Origin of the sequence: Sulfitobacter profundi (assembly GCF_042661425.1) — a bacterium.
GTDB classification, from domain to species: domain Bacteria; phylum Pseudomonadota; class Alphaproteobacteria; order Rhodobacterales; family Rhodobacteraceae; genus Sulfitobacter; species Sulfitobacter profundi.
The window spans coordinates 212,515-228,528 of sequence record NZ_JBHSWA010000001.1 but is presented as its reverse complement, the minus strand read 5'-3'; the positions used below and the strand labels follow the sequence as shown (position 1 = coordinate 228,528).

At 62.2% G+C, this 16,014-nt stretch carries 12 protein-coding genes, 4 tRNA genes and 2 pseudogenes; 8 read left to right on the top strand and 10 right to left on the bottom strand.

The window, feature by feature from the left end:
* Nucleotides 1-50: 50 nt before the first annotated feature.
* Nucleotides 51-1,055, bottom strand: coding sequence for a hypothetical protein (locus tag ACFQAU_RS01225; protein ID WP_132446755.1), 1,005 nt, complete (start codon nt 1,053-1,055; stop codon nt 51-53).
* A gap of 287 nt (nt 1,056-1,342) precedes the next feature.
* On the opposite strand from ACFQAU_RS01225, the gene ACFQAU_RS01220 reads away from it, so the two are divergent.
* Nucleotides 1,343-1,618: a hypothetical protein gene (locus ACFQAU_RS01220; RefSeq protein ID WP_386279984.1), complete on the top strand. Its 276-nt coding sequence runs from the start codon at nt 1,343-1,345 to the stop codon at nt 1,616-1,618.
* A 192-nt stretch (nt 1,619-1,810) separates the two neighbouring features.
* Here the strand turns inward: ACFQAU_RS01220 and ACFQAU_RS01215 are convergent.
* Nucleotides 1,811-1,894 (bottom strand) — tRNA-Tyr (locus tag ACFQAU_RS01215).
* A gap of 112 nt (nt 1,895-2,006) precedes the next feature.
* On the opposite strand from ACFQAU_RS01215, the gene rlmB reads away from it, so the two are divergent.
* The gene (gene rlmB / locus ACFQAU_RS01210; RefSeq protein ID WP_067626569.1) at nt 2,007-2,783 is read left to right on the top strand and encodes a 23S rRNA (guanosine(2251)-2'-O)-methyltransferase RlmB; all 777 of its coding nucleotides are present in this window, start codon (nt 2,007-2,009) and stop codon (nt 2,781-2,783) included.
* A gap of 257 nt (nt 2,784-3,040) precedes the next feature.
* Here rlmB and ACFQAU_RS01205 read toward each other — a convergent pair.
* The 6 genes and pseudogenes from ACFQAU_RS01205 to ACFQAU_RS01180 all read right to left on the bottom strand — a co-directional run bounded on the left by ACFQAU_RS01205 (nt 3,041) and on the right by ACFQAU_RS01180 (nt 7,235).
* Nucleotides 3,041-3,115 (bottom strand) — tRNA-Gly (locus tag ACFQAU_RS01205).
* A gap of 155 nt (nt 3,116-3,270) precedes the next feature.
* A tRNA-Gly gene (locus ACFQAU_RS01200) sits at nt 3,271-3,345 on the bottom strand.
* 132 nt (nt 3,346-3,477) lie between these two features.
* Nucleotides 3,478-3,867 (bottom strand): MAPEG family protein, encoded by a 390-nt coding sequence (locus ACFQAU_RS01195; RefSeq protein WP_120350705.1) that lies wholly within the window; start codon nt 3,865-3,867, stop codon nt 3,478-3,480.
* Between the two features lie 100 nt (nt 3,868-3,967).
* Nucleotides 3,968-5,641 (bottom strand): cytochrome c oxidase subunit I, encoded by a 1,674-nt coding sequence (gene ctaD, locus ACFQAU_RS01190; protein WP_067622408.1) that lies wholly within the window; start codon nt 5,639-5,641, stop codon nt 3,968-3,970.
* 186 nt (nt 5,642-5,827) lie between these two features.
* A pseudogene (lipB, locus tag ACFQAU_RS01185) lies at nt 5,828-6,507 on the bottom strand (lipoyl(octanoyl) transferase LipB).
* A gap of 46 nt (nt 6,508-6,553) precedes the next feature.
* Nucleotides 6,554-7,235 (bottom strand): annotated as a pseudogene (locus tag ACFQAU_RS01180) (DsbA family oxidoreductase).
* 220 nt (nt 7,236-7,455) lie between these two features.
* Between ACFQAU_RS01180 and ACFQAU_RS01175 the strand changes: the two are divergent.
* The 5 genes from ACFQAU_RS01175 to ACFQAU_RS01155 all read left to right on the top strand — a co-directional run bounded on the left by ACFQAU_RS01175 (nt 7,456) and on the right by ACFQAU_RS01155 (nt 13,917).
* A tRNA-Leu gene (locus ACFQAU_RS01175) sits at nt 7,456-7,541 on the top strand.
* A gap of 215 nt (nt 7,542-7,756) precedes the next feature.
* Nucleotides 7,757-9,649: an autotransporter assembly complex protein TamA gene (locus ACFQAU_RS01170; RefSeq protein ID WP_386279973.1), complete on the top strand. Its 1,893-nt coding sequence runs from the start codon at nt 7,757-7,759 to the stop codon at nt 9,647-9,649.
* Entirely contained in the window at nt 9,649-11,040 is a 1,392-nt protein-coding gene (locus ACFQAU_RS01165; protein WP_386279969.1) for a hypothetical protein, read from the top strand. The genes ACFQAU_RS01170 and ACFQAU_RS01165 overlap by 1 nt, the downstream gene beginning before the upstream one ends.
* Nucleotides 11,041-11,089: 49 nt before the next feature.
* Nucleotides 11,090-12,670 (top strand): AsmA family protein, encoded by a 1,581-nt coding sequence (locus ACFQAU_RS01160; protein ID WP_386279965.1) that lies wholly within the window; start codon nt 11,090-11,092, stop codon nt 12,668-12,670.
* Complete coding sequence (locus ACFQAU_RS01155; RefSeq protein WP_386279961.1) at nt 12,655-13,917, top strand: translocation/assembly module TamB domain-containing protein; 1,263 nt, start codon at nt 12,655-12,657, stop codon at nt 13,915-13,917. Before ACFQAU_RS01160 ends, ACFQAU_RS01155 begins: the two co-directional genes overlap by 16 nt.
* Before the next feature lie 104 nt (nt 13,918-14,021).
* Here the strand turns inward: ACFQAU_RS01155 and ACFQAU_RS01150 are convergent, their stop codons facing one another.
* On the bottom strand, nt 14,022-14,558 hold the full coding sequence (locus ACFQAU_RS01150) for a flavin reductase family protein (protein WP_120350711.1): 537 nt from the start codon (nt 14,556-14,558) through the stop codon (nt 14,022-14,024).
* Nucleotides 14,559-14,821: 263 nt separating this feature from the next.
* Here ACFQAU_RS01150 and ACFQAU_RS01145 point away from each other — a divergent pair, with 263 nt between their 5' ends.
* Entirely contained in the window at nt 14,822-15,328 is a 507-nt protein-coding gene (locus tag ACFQAU_RS01145; RefSeq protein WP_120350712.1) for a DUF992 domain-containing protein, read from the top strand.
* Nucleotides 15,329-15,414: 86 nt separating this feature from the next.
* On the opposite strand, the gene ACFQAU_RS01140 is transcribed toward ACFQAU_RS01145, so the two are convergent.
* Nucleotides 15,415-15,966 (bottom strand): MOSC domain-containing protein, encoded by a 552-nt coding sequence (locus tag ACFQAU_RS01140; RefSeq protein WP_386283746.1) that lies wholly within the window; start codon nt 15,964-15,966, stop codon nt 15,415-15,417.
* Between the last annotated feature and the right edge of the window lie 48 nt (nt 15,967-16,014).

Sequence of the window (16,014 nt, the reverse complement as noted above, 5' to 3'; positions counted from 1 at the left end):
TCGCGCAGCCTAGGCGCAAAGATCCATCCAGACAACGGGGGACGGATCGCTCAGCGCATCCAAAAACCGTTGGATTTGATCCGGTTGCGGATCGCCTGTTCGCGGCGCGGCAGGTTGCTGCGATCAAAGAGCGCGCGCACCTTGGCGCCGCGCCCCTGATAGACCATACGCTTGAACGCATCGCGCTGCTTGAGCAGCTTTTTCATCTGGTTGGGGGCGGTGATGGTCTCTAGAACCTCAATCGCATGGTCGCTTTCGCGGGCATAGAGCAGCGGCAGAAACCGGTAGTGGCAGGTCACCGAGCCATCCAGCAAGCCAGAGGGCAGGGCATCCCGCCCGCCGCCGAGGGCGTGGATCACCAGCGGCAGCACGATCTGGTCGAGCCATGGGTCAAAGCTCTGCGCGCAGAGTTCCACAGGAGGATCATCCCGTACCGCCAGCGCATAGCGCAGAAACAGCGCCCCAAATTCGCGCGGGCAGCGGTAGTAGAAGAACCCGGCGTTAAAATAGAGATAACGGCGCCAATATTCATCCGGCTGGCTCAGGTCGAGGCTGCTGGCGAAGTTGAGGTCAAACTTGTCGTAAAGCGACTTCCAGAGCGCGGTATAGCCCGGTCCGTAAAGCTGCGGCTCGGGCCATGTCCCTTCGCGCCGCAGGGAGGCCGAGGGCCGGTCGAAATCAAAAGGCACGGCGGCCAGATCGCCAGTGATCAGCGTGTCTGTGTCAAAGAAAACAAAGGGTTCACCCGCGGGCAGGGCGCTGAGCATCTCGATTTTGTTACCATAGGGGTAGGCGCTGCCGAAATGCTGGCTCTCGAAGGGGATGAACTCTGCTCCGAGGTCGGTCAGCGCCTCACGCAGCGCGGTGTCGATGATGCGCGGGTCGTTGTCCCAAAGCGGTCCGGGCTGCGGCTCGGCGATCAGCAGGCGGCCTTGGAACTGCGGGCAAGAATGGCGCAGGGAGGCGGCAAAAAGCAACGCTTCATAGGCCAGCCGGCCCTGCTGCCCCACGATGACGACGTTGAAAGTTTGCGGGATACGCGAATTGCGTGTCATACTTGGGCAAGGCCTTTTGGTTTTCGGCCAATATAGGGGCAGGCGTCTCTTGGCAAAAGCCAGCAATTTGAGCGGCCTGCGGGAGGGTTCGGAATGTTCGATTTTGTCTTCGCCGTGATCGCGATCAGCCTTGGCGGACCAGCCGCCCCTTTGGACGGGGTTGGCCGACCGGATGCGCCGTTGACGGTGCAGGCCCCGGCGCGGCCCGCAGCACCGGCCAGTCCGGCGGCGCCTCTCGCACCCGCAGAACCGCCCCGGGCATTTCACATGGCTGCCGTGCCCCCGGATTGGTTGCCGAAGATCAAACCCCCACGGGCCGATTCACAACCGCCGCAGAGGTGAAGCCGATCCTGAACGCGACGCGCGGCAATTGGATCGCGGTGCGGGAGTATGATGGGCAGGACCTCGTCTATGTCACCCATCTGTGGAGCTGGCGCTGCGGGCTGGCCGCCATGGCAATCGCGGTCAACGACGCGCCGATGCAGAATTGGCCGATGCCCCCTGTCACGAGGCGCTGCCTTCGCCCAATGCGATTCTGGATGATGATCCGCAGCCGTATCTGACATTCGACCTCGGGTCTGTTCAGACGGTTCGGGTTCAGTTGGTATACGACGATCTGAGCATGGAGCTTGAGGCGTTTTCGCGGGGGGCGTGCTGATCCCGTGAGGCGGTTACGTTGCCGTCGCGCGCAGGATCGATCGGTGGCCACGGGCGTTACGCTCGCGTGGTTCCGGGGCCATCTACGGAGGAGAAAGTGGTGGGCGACCCTGGAATCGAACCAGGCGTGCGTCTCCGCGAGGGAGTTACAGTCCCCTGCCACACCTTGCGGCCTGTCGCCCACTTTGTCCTGTGCATTGCACCTGACGTGGGGGCGTGATTACAAGCGACCCAAAGAAGCGTCAAGGCGAATTCCTGAGAAATGTTGGGGAAATCGCACGAAAGGATAAAGAGATGAAGAAACCCAAATGGGTCGTGCAAAAAGAGCAGGACAAGAAGGCCGAAGCGGCGCAGACGGTCTGGCTTTTTGGCCTGCATGCGGTGCGCGATGCGCTGATGAACCCGAACCGCGAAAAACTGCAGCTGATGGTCACGCCGAATGCCCAAGCCAAGTTGGAGGATGCCATCGCAGAGGCGGGAATCACGCCGCAGGTCGTTGACCCGCGCAAGTTCCGCCCGCCGCTCGATCCCAACTCCGTCCACCAAGGCGCGGTGCTGGAAGTGAAGCCGCTGAACTGGGGCCGGTTGGAGGATGTCGCCATCGGTGATTCCGCACCGCGGCTGCTGTTGCTCGACCGGGTGACCGATCCGCACAACGTCGGCGCGATTCTCCGCTCGGCTGAAGTCTTGGGCGCTTCGGCGGTCATCGGCACCAAGCACCACTCCGCGCCTGAGACCGGCGCGTTGGCCAAGACCGCCAGCGGCGCGTTGGAGCGTCAGCCCTATCTGCGGGTGCGCAACCTCGCTGATGCGATCCGCGCCCTGCAGGATATGGGGTATCTGGTGCTGGGGCTGGATGGGGAGGCCACCCAGACCATCGAGGGCGCGGTGGAGGGCCGCCGTGACCGCCCTGTGGCGCTGGTTCTGGGGGCCGAGGGGCCGGGGCTGCGTGAGAAGACCCGCGAGACCGTGGATGCGCTGGTGCGGATTGATGCGGCGGGCGGATTTGGGTCGCTCAACGTTTCCAATGCTGCAGCGATTGCGCTTTATGCCAGCCGGGTCGGGGGCTGAGAATCGGCAAGAACTGGCTCAAAACCGGGCAGGGGGCGGGGCCGCAGGGTCCGGCCCCTTTGAAAACGGCCAAGGGTTCCTAAATTTAAAGGTGACCGCAGGCCCGGAACGCCTGCCGGCCACCTACTGTCCCTCGTTCCGTACCTTACGCCCCGTGTTCGTCATGGGGCGTTTTTTTATGTCATGGTGGACGCGAGATACACAAAAGCCGCCCCGAGGGGCGGCTTTGCGTTTCCTACGGGGTGGTAGGATCAACCTGGAGCGGGCGAGGCGATTCGAACGCCCGACCCTAACCTTGGCAAGGTTATGCTCTACCCCTGAGCTACGCCCGCATCCGGTTGGTGAGGGGGAATACCCATTCGCGCGGGGGGCTGCAAGAGGTAAAATGCGGCGGCTTGGCCGGGTCCATGCGATTTTTCTGGCATTCGTCACGGGCCTGAAAAACACAAAGGGCCGCATCCGAGGATGCGACCCTGTGAAGACCAGATGGAGCGGGCGAGGCGATTCGAACGCCCGACCCTAACCTTGGCAAGGTTATGCTCTACCCCTGAGCTACGCCCGCTTACCGTCTGGTGAGGGCGAAATACCCATTGGGGCAGGGGGCTTCAAGAGGGAAATGTGGTTTTTGGCGGAAAAAGTTGCGCAGGGCGGGGGCGCTGCCCCCGGACCCCGCGGGTATTTGAAAAAGGATGAATTAGAAGAGGGCGTGACCCAGTAAACCGAGGGCCGAGGCGGCGATCATGGCGAGGGTCAGAACCATACCGACCTGGCGCAGGATGAATTTTTGCGGGGTGGCGGCAAAGCCTAGAGGATGCAGGATGCGGCCTGTCAGCAGCGCGAGGCCAAGGGCGTGGACAGCCAGTGCGGGGGCGCCATTGGCTTCGGTCAGCGCCAGCAAGATCAGCGCGATGGGCATGTATTCTGCGGCATTGGCCTGTGCGCGCATGCGTTTGAGCAGCGCCTTGTCTCCGGTATCGCCGAGAGAGATGCGATTGACCCGCCGGTAGGCAATCACATGCCAGCTGAGGCCGAGAAAAACCAGCGCACAAAGGGCGGCGTAAATCGGAGTGAGGGTGAGAGGCATGGGGTGACCTTTGTCTGGGGCTTTCGCTGAGTGTGACAGTGCAGCGGTGCAAAGAAAAGGCCCCGCGTGTGGCGGGGCCTTTGAAATGGTGACGCAGCGCTTAGTGGCTGTGCTGTTTGTCCCAGTCTTCCTGCTTTGGAAGCTGCTCGAACGTGTGTTCGGGCGGCGGGCTGGGCAGGGTCCATTCTAGCGTATCCGCGAACTCGTTCCATGGGTTGTTCGCCGTGGAGCGGGCGCCGCGTGTCAGCGTGTAGGCCATGATCCCGAAGAAGAACAGGAAGGAGGCGAAGCTGAGGAAGGCGCCGATCGAGGACCACTGGTTCCAGTAGGCGAATGCCTCGGGGTAGTCGATGTAGCGGCGTGGCATGCCCTGACGGCCCAAGAAGTGCTGGGGGAAGAAGGTCAGGTTGGCGCCGATGAACATTGCCCAGAAGTGCAGTTTGCCGGCCCATTCGGGGTACATACGGCCTGTCATCTTGGGCAGGTAGAAGTAGATGCCTGCAAAGATGGCGAAGACGGCACCGAGCGACATCACGTAGTGGAAGTGTGCCACGACGTAGTAGGTGTCGTGATAGGCACGGTCCACAGCGGCCTGGCTCAGCACGATGCCGGTGACGCCACCGACGGTGAAGAGGAACAGGAAGCCGAAGGCCCAAAGCATCGGAGTTTTAAACTCGATAGAGCCGCCCCACATGGTGGCGATCCAGCTGAAGACCTTCACCCCTGTTGGCACCGCGATGACCATGGTGGCCAGCATAAAGTAGGCCTGCTGGTTCAAGGTCATGCCGACGGTGTACATGTGGTGCGCCCAAACGACGAAGCCCAGAGCGCCAATCGCGATGATCGCCCAAACCATCGGCAGGTAGCCGAAGACCGGTTTACGCGAGAAGGTCGCGATCACGTGGGAGATGATGCCAAAGCCAGGCAAGATGATGATGTATACTTCGGGGTGACCAAAGAACCACAGGATGTGCTGGTAGAGGATCGGGTCACCACCGCCTGCGGGGTCAAAGAAGGCGAAGCCGAAGTTGCGGTCCATCAGCAGCATGGTGATCGCGCCCGCCAGTACCGGCAGGGACAGAAGGATCAGCCAGCTTGTGACGAAGATCGACCATGCAAAGAGCGGTACTTTGAACAGGGTCATGCCGGGGGCACGCATGTTCAGGAAGGTGGTGATCATGTTGATCGCACCGAGGATCGAAGACGCACCCGAGACGTGGACCGCAAAGATCGCGAAGTCCATCGACATGCCTGCTTCACGTACCGAGAGCGGCGGGTAGAGCACCCAGCCCACGCCGGAGCCCAGTTGGCCATTGCCGCCCGGTGTCAGCAGCGAGCAGACCGCCAGCGTTGTACCGGCGACATAGAGCCAGAAGCTGAGGTTGTTCATCCGTGGGAACGCCATATCCGGCGCGCCGATTTGCAGCGGCATGAAGTAGTTGCCGAAACCGCCAAACAGGGCGGGAATCACGACGAAGAACATCATCAGGATGCCGTGGCCGGTGATCAGCACGTTCCACAGGTGGCCGTTGGGCGTACAGGCGGCAGAGCTATCCGCGATGAAACGCGCGCCTTCCATACACATGTATTGAACGCCGGGGTTCATGAGCTCAAGGCGCATGTAAACGGTGAATGCCACCGAGATAAGACCGACCAAGGCCGAGACGATCAGATAAAGGATACCGATGTCTTTGTGGTTTGTGGACATGAACCACCGGGTAAAGAACCCCCGGTCGTCGTGATGATCTTGGCCGTGAATGGCTGCGTCTGCCATGCGGTGCCTCCTGCAAATGAATTGGACACATGGCGCCATAGGCGGCACATGCGGTGTCGCGCCCGTTTTAGAGCGACCGTCTCGCGGGGGCAATGGGCGCGATGGTCGCAGGGAGGGTATTTTTTCCGCTGCGGCTATCGACGTATAATCGGGTTCTAACGCCGCTTGGCGCGCGCTTTGCCTCTCTCAGGAGGCGATGTCGCAGCTGCCAGAGGGGTCATTGGCAAAGACATCATCGAAGGTGGCGCGCAGGGCCAGATCGACATCGTCCATCGTCACGGGCAGGCCCAGATCGACCAGTGAGGTCACCCCATGGTTCGTGATGCCGCAGGGCACGATGCCGCCAAAATGGCTGAGCTCCGGTTCAACATTGATGCTGATGCCGTGAAAGCTGACCCATTTGCGCAGCCTGATTCCAATCGCGGCGATCTTGTCTTCGGCGGGGCTGCCATCGGGCTGGGCGGGTTTCTCGGGCCGCTGTACCCAAACGCCGACACGCCCAGGGCGAACCTCGCCGCGCAGGTTGAATTCATCCAATGTGGCGATCACCCAATTTTCAAGCTGGCGCACGAAACAGCGGACATCGCGGCCCCGTGCGGCGACGTTCAGCATCACATAGGCCACGCGCTGGCCCGGTCCGTGATAGGTGTACTGCCCGCCGCGCCGGGTGGGATAGACGGGAAAGCGGTCCGGCTCTGTCAGGTCTTCGGCACGCGCCGAGGTGCCCGCGGTGTAGAGCGGGGGTGTTCTACCAGCCAGATGCATTCCTCGGCTTCGCCCGCGGCGATGGCGGTGGCGCGCGCCTCCATCCACGCCTCGGCGGTGCGGTAATCGGTCAAGCCGTCGCTGATGATCCATTCAACCATAGGGATGCCTTAGCAAGACCCGCGCCGCACCGCCAGAGGCTCTGCGTTAGGCGGCGGCGTCACGTTCTTCCAGAACCTTGCGGAGCATCTGGGCATAATTATCGGCTCCCTGTGCTCCGGTAACGAGGTATTTGCCCTCAAAAATCATCGACGGCACGCCGGAAATGCCGCGGGAGGTCCAGAATTGCTGTGCTTCGCGGGTTTGTTCGGCGAAGCTGCCGCTGCTAAGCACCGCCAGCGCCTCGGTGCGGTCCAGCCCGACGGAGGCCGCGACATCGGCCAGCACCTCGGGATCATTCACATTGTGACCTTGCGTGAAATGCGCATCGAAGAGCGCCATTTTGAGCGGGTGTTGCAGCCCCTTGGCCTGCGCCCAAGTGAGCAACTGATGCGCGGCGAATGTATTTTGCATCCGCGTGTCGTCGGAAAAGTTGAAGGCAAAGCCCAAGTCGCTGCCCATCTGGGACAGCCGCTTGCGATTCTCGACCGATTGCGCGGGGGGATCCATATTTCTCGGCCAGATGTTCGGCCATGTTTTGGCCTTCGGCTGGCATCTGCGGGTTCAACTCAAAGGGATGCCAGCGCAGATATGCGCCCACGCCGACCGCGCCGAGCGCTTGTTCCAGTTGTTTATAGCCAACGATACACCAAGGGCACATGACATCCGACACGATGTCGATCTGCACGGTGGGGGCGTCAGTTGAAGGCGTGGCGGTATCTGCGGGCATGGCGTGTTCCTTGTTGCTTGGTCCACAGATGGCTTGCCGGACGCGGCGTTTCAACGTCTGAGGTGTCAGATTGCAGGGCATTAAAGGGATTGTGATCAGCGAAGTGGCCGCGGGAAAATAGGGGCTTAACCCGCTTTCTGAAACTCACTGAAAAATTTTGCCGATTGCCTCTTCACAAGCCCTTGGTCTTTGGCTAAACCCCGCCCACCAACCATGGCGTGCGGTCGTGGCGGAATGGTAGACGCGCAGCGTTGAGGTCGCTGTGGGGTAACACCCGTGAGAGTTCGAGTCTCTCCGACCGCACCACCATGCTTTGCAATGGCAAAGCGATGGTTGGATCACCCAAAAAAGAAAACTCGTTTCAGCCCTCGTCTCTCGTCGCGTGCAGACTACACTTTGCTGCGCGGTATTTTGCCGATTTTGCGGTCCGCTTCTGTGCGAGACGGGCGAACAGGGCTCTCATACCGCTATTGCCCCGGCAGAATGTTTGCAGCCAAGGCGGCAATGCCGTTTAACGGTTGATGAGAAAAAGGCTCGTGCTGAGCGGGCTAAGGAAAACCGGCGCGAAAACCGGGGTGACGAAACGCAAGGAGGGTAGCGCGTGGCGCAACAAGGGCAGACTCAAGGGGCGGCGTATTGTCTCGCTCTTGGACTTCTTCTTGGTGGGGGCTGCGGCGCAGGCGGCAGAACTGGCCATCACCGGTATCGACGATGATTCAGAGCTTTATGCCACCCTGCGCGACGGGTCGCTGCTGGCCGAGCAAACCGATGAAGATGCCGAACCGGCCACGCCGCAGGAATTGGTCGCCGCAGCGCAGGCGGACTATGGCAGGCTTTTGGCGCTGCTTTACGACAATGGGTATTTCGGGCCGACGCTTAAAATCACATTGGACGGCGTCGATGCCGCCGCGATTCCCCCGGTGCAGCCGCCGCGCCGCATCGACCGCGCCGTGATCACCGTGGACCCGGGGCCAAAGTTCCGCTTTGGCGCGGCCCGTATCGCGCCTGTTGCCCCCGGTACCGAACTGCCGGAGGGTTTCGCCAGCGGCGAAACTGCGAGCCTTGGTGTGCTCAAGGAAACCGTCTCGGCCGGGGTCAGCGGCTGGCGCGATGTGGGCCACGCAAAGGCGGAATTGGCCGATCAGGATCTTGTGGCCAAACACCGTGAACGGCAGATCGACGCTGCCTTGCGGATCGCCCCGGGACCAAAGCTGCGCTTTGGTGCGCTGACCGTGACCGGCAACGAAGACGTGCGCACCGCCCGCCTGATTGAGATCGCGGGCCTGCCGGAGGGAGAGGTCTTCTCTCCCGAGGAGTTGGAACTGGCCACCGAACGGCTGCGCCGCACCGGCGCTTTTGATGCCGTGGCCCTGATCGAAGCGGATCGGATTGGCCCAAATGACACGCTGCCCATTGCCGCGCAGGTGACAGAAGCGCCCAAGCGCCGCTTTGGGTTTGGCGCGGAACTGTCTTCGCTCGAAGGGCTGACGTTGAGCACCTTCTGGCTGCACCGTAATCTGTTGGGCGGAGCCGAACGGCTGCGCTTGTCGGCAGAGATCGAAGGCATCGGCGGCAACTCGGGCGGCGAAGACTATACGCTCTCCGCTCGGTTCGAGCGTCCGGCGACCTTTAACGAAGATACCGATTTCTATGCGCTGGCGACGCTAGAGCAGCTGGATGAGGTGAATTACTTCTCCCGTCAGTTGGATCTGGAAGCGGGGATCGAGCGGATCGCCAACCAAAACCGCACCTATTCTGCGGGCCTTGGCCTGCGTGTGGCCGAGACAGAGGATGCCTTTGGCACCAACCAATACACCCTGCTGACCTTGCCGCTGGGGGCTGAGTTCGACTACCGCGACAAGGAACTGGACGCGACCGAGGGCTATTACATCGACGCTAATATCACGCCCTTCGTCGCGCTGTCGGGGTCTGAAAGCGGTCTGAGGACCTATTTTGATGCGCGTTACTACCGCAGCTTTGGAACCGAGCGCCCCGTGACACTGGCCTTCCGGGGGCAGCTTGGCTCCGTCGCTGGGCCGGACCTTTCCGAGGCGCCTGCGGATTACCTGTTTTACTCTGGCGGGGGCGGCACCGTGCGCGGGCAGCCCTATCAGTCGCTGGGGGTTGATCTGGCAAGCGGCGACACCGTGGGCGGGCGCAGCTTTGTCGGCCTCTCGGCAGAGGCGCGCGTGGCCCTGACCGAGAAGATCGGCGTCGTGGGCTTTGCCGATGCGGGCTATATCGGGTCAGAAGAATTCTACGACGGATCAGGCACTTGGCACTCCGGCGCGGGGCTGGGGCTGCGCTATGCCACGGGCATCGGCCCGATCCGTCTGGATGTGGCCGTGCCCACCTCGGGGCCGGAAGTTGATGAAGATTTCCAAGTCTATATCGGGATTGGACAGGCGTTTTAATGCGACAGTTTTTGCAGATTCTCACCGCCAGCTTTGTCTATCTGGCCTGCCTCACACCGGCTTTTGCGCAGGATGACGACAAGGGTTTTCTCACCCGGACCATTCAGGATGCACTCAGTGGCGCGGGCCGCACCGTCAGCATCGACGGGTTCTCGGGGGCGCTGAGTTCAGCAGCCTCCTTTGATCGGATGACTATTTCGGACGACGATGGCATCTGGCTGACGTTGGAAGAGGTGGTGCTGGATTGGAACCGCTCGGCCCTGCTGCGCGGACGGCTGGAGGTTGAACAGCTCACCGCCGGGCGGCTGGATGTCGAGCGTCTGCCAGTCAGCAATGAGGTCGATCTGCCCGATGCCGAGGCCAAACCCTTTGCCTTGCCCGATCTGCCCGTTTCCATTGAAATCGCTGACTTTTCCGTAGATGAGATCAATCTGGGCGAGCCCATTTTGGGCGAGGCTGCGCAGCTTTCGGTCCGCGCCAATGCGCGGCTGACCGATACGGTTGGTATTGTCGATTTTCAGGCCCGCCGGACCGATGGCAAAAAGGGTGAGTTCGACATTCAGGCAGATTTCGACCGCACGGAAAATGTGCTGGATCTGCTGCTGAACCTGACCGAAGACCCCGAAGGCATCGCCTCGAAACTGCTGAACCTGCCGGGGCAGCCTTCAGTGCAGATGACCGTCGAAGGCGCGGGCCCGCTGGATGATTTCGCGACCGATGTGACCATCGCCACCGATGGCGAGGAGCGTTTGGCCGGGCAAGTGACCCTTGGCACGCAGGCCCCACGCCGCGCCAGCGAAACCCCTGACCGTCGCATTCAGGCCGATATCGGGGGCGACATCACCGCGCTGCTCGCTCCGCGCTACCGCGAATTTTTCGGGGAAGACGTGCGGTTGGCGGTTGATGCGCTGCTTGAGAGCAACGGTGCCGTTGAGGTCAGCAGCTTTGCTCTTGCGGCGAATTCCGTCGATCTTGAGGGGCAGGTCACGCTGAACCAAGAGAAGTGGCCGACCCTGATCGACATCTCTGGCCGGATCGCAAACCCCGATGGCACTTCGACCCTGTTGCCGATTTCGGGTGAGGGCACGCGGGTAGAGGCCGTGACCCTGCGCGTGGATTACGATGCCGCCGATGGCGACCGCTTTGAAAGTGCGTTCGACATCACCGGGCTGGACACGGGCGCGCTGCAAATCGCGCAGACGCAACTGGCGCTTGATGGGATCCTCGAAGGCGACCTTGGCAGTTTGGGCCAATTCCTTGGCGATGTGACCTTTGCCACCGAGGGGATGTCGCTGACCGACCCGGCCAGTGCCGAGGCCATTGGGGACGCGATCACCGGCAGCGCCGAGATCGTTTCGTCGAAGGTGAACCGATTGAGATCAACGGGCTGACCCTGTCGGGGAAGACTATGGCCTGACCGGCGAGGCGGCGATCGATGGGGTGGATACCGGGCTGCTCACGCAGTTGAAGATGACGCTCGAAGCGCAGGATATCAGTCGCTTTTCCGCGCTGGCAGGCCGCGATATCGCGGGCGCTACGGCGCTGGCGCTGAACGGGACGGTCACGCCTTTGGGCGGTATGTTTGATCTGGCGATTGCGGGCGGGACGGATGACCTTGAGATTGGGATCGAACAGGCCGATGCGGTTCTGGCGGGTCGCACCAGCCTCAGCATGGTCGCAAAGCGCAATGAGACCGGGACTTATCTTCGTGATCTGGACCTCAAGAACGACGCGATTGATTTGACCGGCAATGTCGAGTTGCGCAGCGAAGACAGCCGCGCGGCTTTGGACTTTACGCTCGCCGATGTCGGGCTGGTTCTGCCACAGTACGAAGGGCCCATCGCGGTCAAGGCAACAGCGGTACAAGAAGCGCGCGGCTGGGTTGTTGATGCGGTGACCGATGGCCCCTATGACGCGGCGCTGACCGTGTCGGGCTTGGCCACGGGCGAGGACGCGCAGATCGATTTCACCGCAGATATCCCGCGGATCGAAGATTTCGTACCCGACGCGGATATCACCGGGCCTGTCACGGCCAAGGGCGAGTTGCGCCAGACACCACAGGGCTGGGAGATCAACACCGACGCCAGCGGCCCGCTTGATGCGCAGGCCTCGGTCAGGGGGCTGGTCACGCCGCGCGTGGATGTGGCCTTTGACCTGTCGTTGCCAGATATCCAACCCCTCGTGCCGCAGATCAGCGGCGGGGTTGAGGCCAGTGGCACGTTGGAGCAGACCGAACAGGGGTTTGTCGTCGATACCATCGCCAATGGCCCCTACGATAGTCGCGTTGCGCTGGAAGGGCTGGCAACCGGCCCTGACATGGCGCTGCGCTTTGACCTGACCTTGCCGGATGTCAGCCCGCTGGCCCCCGGCGTCAACGGGCCGCTTGCCGCGCAGGGCACCGTCCGCCAGCAAGAGGATGGCATTGCCGTGGATGTCGCCGCGACCGGCCCCTACGGCAGCAGCGCCGTGGTCGAAGGTCTGGCAACCGGTCCGAATATGGCGCTCAGCTTTGATCTGTCGGTACCCGACCTTAGCCCCATCGCCCCCGGTGTGAATGGCCCGCTTTCGGCCACCGGCGACATCCGTCAAACAGAAGACGGGATCGCCGTGGATGTGAGCGCCAACGGCCCCTATGGCAGCAATGCCATGGTCGAAGGGCTGGTCACCGGTGAGGTCTCAATGCGGTTCGACGTCTCCGTTCCCAATGTGAACCCGCTGGTGCCCAGCGTCACGGGTTCTTTCGCCGCGAATGGCGTGGCGCGCCAGACCGAAGCAGGTGTGGTGCTTGATGCAAGCGCCAGCGGCCCCTACGGCGCGCGGGCGACGGTCGAAGGCTTGGTGACCGGCCCCAATGCGGCGGTCGATTTCCAGCTGAACATGCCGGACATCGGCTCCTTGGTGGAGCAGGTGAACGGCCCGCTGAGCGTCGCAGGCTCGGCCCGGCGCGAGGGGAGGCATGGCGGATTGACACCAATGCCAATGGCCCCGCCGGCACGCAGGCGACCGTGGCTGGGTTGGTGAACCCCGATGGGACGCTGAACCTTGATATCGCGGGCGACGCGCCGCTTGGCCTGTCGCGTCCCTTCCTTGCCCCGCGCAACTTGCAGGGGCAGGCGCAGTTTGACTTGCAAATCAATGGCCCGGCGGCGCTGTCGTCGGTCAGTGGGCGCATCACCACCAGCGACGCGACGTTCACCGCGCCGAACCTGCGCGTGGCGCTGCGCGGGATCAATGCGGATATCCAGCTTGGCAACAACCGGGCGCAGTTGAACGTGACCGGTCAGGCAGTCGACGGCGGAGAGCTGCGTGTGGCGGGGGCGATCACCCTGACACCGGCCTTGCCTGCGGATATCAGCGTGACCCTGCGCAATCTCGTCTATGCAGACCCAAGCCTTTACAGCACCACGCTGAACGGCGACCTGCGGCTTGCAGGCCCCTTAAGCGGTGGGGCGCAGATCACCGGGGTGATCAACGCAGGCGAGACCAATATTCAGGTGCCCGCAACGGGGCTGACCTCAATCGGGGACATTCCGCAGATCACCCATGTCAACGCGCCCGCCGATGTTCTGGCAACGCGGCGCAAGGCCGGGCTGGAGGGGGCCGAGGCGGGGGAAGACCCTGCCGAGGATGCTTCTAGCCCCGGCTTTGGCCTGAACCTGCAATTGAACGCGCCCAACCGGATTTTCGTGCGCGGGCGCGGGCTTGATGCGGAACTGGGCGGCTCGCTTAAGCTCAGCGGCACCACCAATCGGATCATCTCTGCCGGGCGGTTTGAACTGATCCGGGGGCGGCTTGATATCTTGGGCAAACGCTTTTTGCTCGACGAAGGCTCGGTCCAGTTTCAAGGCGATTTCATTCCCTATATCCGCTTCGTGACCTCGACCGATACCGAAGCGGGCGAGGTGCGTGTCATCGTCAGCGGCCCTGCGAATGAGCCAGAGGTGACCTTCGAATCCACCCCCGCCGCACCGCAGGATGAGGTGCTGTCGCAACTGCTCTTTGGTCGCAACATCTCGGAAATCTCGGCCTTCCAAGCGCTGCAATTGGCCAGTGCGGTGGCGACCCTTGCGGGCCGTGGCGGCGAAGGGGTGATCGGCAACCTGCGCGAAGGCTTTGGCTTGGACGATCTGGATGTGACCACCACCGACGACGGTGCAACGGCGCTGCGGCTTGGGAAATACCTGACCGACAATGTCTATACCGATGTCACGGCGGCCTCTGACGGGACTGGCGAGGTTTCCTCAACCTCGACATTACCGAAAGCCTAACGGCCAAGGGCACGCTTGGCTCGGATGGCGACAGCAGCATCGGCATCTTCTTTGAGCGGGATTACTGAGAACGGGGGCGCCTTGCGGGGCGCCCTTGGCCGCGTTCAATCTGCGTCGCGCGGGGTAAATTGGCCATAGCGGCCTTGGTCGAACATCAGACCCGCCGCGCCATCCTCGCGCAGGGCGACCTGCTGCACATGGCCCAAAATCAGCGAATGATCGCCCGCCGGATGCACGGCGTAGGTGTTGCAGTGAAACCGGGCAAGGCAGCCCGAAAAGGTCGGCACGCCTGCGGCATCTTCGGTCCAGTCGAAACCGGAAAAGTCGTGACCTTGGCCGGCGAACCGCTGGGCCAAATCCTCTTGATCCGCGCCAAGGACATGGATGCAGAACGATGCGGCCGAGGTGAAACTGTCGTGCCGTTTGGATGAGATCGCAGGCGACCACAGCACCAAGGGCGGCTCAAGCGAGACCGAGGCGAAAGAATTCGCGGTCATCCCCAAGGGGCCCTGTGCGGTTTTCACGGTCACCACGGTCACGCCGGTGCCGAAACGCCCAAAAGCGCGGCGCAGGGCTGGGGCATCGCCGCTGTCGGGCGAGAAGGGGATCAGATCATCACTCATAGCGACAAGCGGTGCCATGTAGCGGCTGATTTGTCCAGCGGTGCCGGGGCGTTGCGCGCCCCGTCACCCTGCGCGGTATTTCGCCTCTGTGGCCACGGGCAGGAACCCCAGCCGGGGATGGGCGTTGGGTCTGCGATGAGAGGCATCATCGGCCCCTACCTGGTGTCGATGCTGGCTGTCTGAAAGGGGCGGGGCAGGTCATCTGCGCCGCCTGTCCAAGGCACCCGAATGCCGTTCAAAGCAGAAAAGGCGCGCAACGCCGCGCCGGAAAGTGACAAAAGATGATGCATGCAACCAAACTGACCCTCGGCGCCGCCCTCTTGAGCGCCACCGCTTTCGGTTCCACCGCGATGGCCGATGACAATGAGACCGTAGACCACGCTGAGATCGGGTCGCTGTCTTGCGATGTGGGCGATGGCACCGGCTTTATCTTTGGCTCCACCCGCGAGCTGACCTGTACGTTCAACCCCATCGAAGAAGGTCTCGAGGATGAGACCTATGTCGGTGAGATCAACCGCTGGGGCGTCGATATCGGCAAAACCCAGAACGGCCAGATGTCTTGGCTGGTGTTGGCCCCAACTGAGCAGGAATATTACGAAGGCGGTCTGAACGGCAGCTACAAGGGTGTCTCTGCTGAGGCGACCGTTGGTGTCGGGGCAGGCGCCAACCTGATGACAGGTGGCTCGGAAAACACGCTGGCGCTTCAGCCGCTGAGCGTGAACACCCAGACCGGCGTGAACTTTGCTGTGGGCGTGGGTGAGATCAACCTGCAGCGCGTCGAAGGCTAAGCCCGCGCAAGGCGAGAGCCGAGCTTACAAATATGAAATGAACGTAAGGCCGTCCTATTGGGGCGGCCTTTGCTCTTTGCCAAGCCTCAAAGTTTAACGAGCTGATCGCCGACCTGCACGGTGCCATCCTGCACGATCTTGCACAGGATACCGCGCAGGCGGTGGGGGCGGTTTTCCTTTCGGTTGATCCAGCGCAGGCTGTCTTGGCCATATCTGTCGCGCCATTTGATGCAGCCGGTATTGAACTTGTCGCTCACCTCGAGCACCGCCGATCCGGCCTGTAGCCGTGTGCCGACGGGCAGATTCTCATGGCTAAGGTCCATGTCAACGATCATCGTATCGCCGGGGTGGGGCGTGTTTGCGCGGTCGCGCCAGCACAGGTCCATGATGCGTTTGGGCAGGATCGAAACCTGTATCCGCGGGTCGGGGCTGCCATCGGGCAGGGTCAGCCAAGGTTTCTTGGTCCAACGCTCGCCACGGATGCCTTCGCCTACGGTCAGGTCCAGCTGATCGGGGTGGTCTCGCAGGCCGTAATCAGAGCGGAAACAGAGCTGCTCTATGACGGCGCCATCCTTGGGCGCGGCGAGGATATCCGGCAGGGCGGCGTCACATTCCGCTGCTGTGGCGGGCGGCAGTATCTGGGGGCGGTTTGGTCCATGTCTCTCTTTCTTAGGGCACGGCGCGGG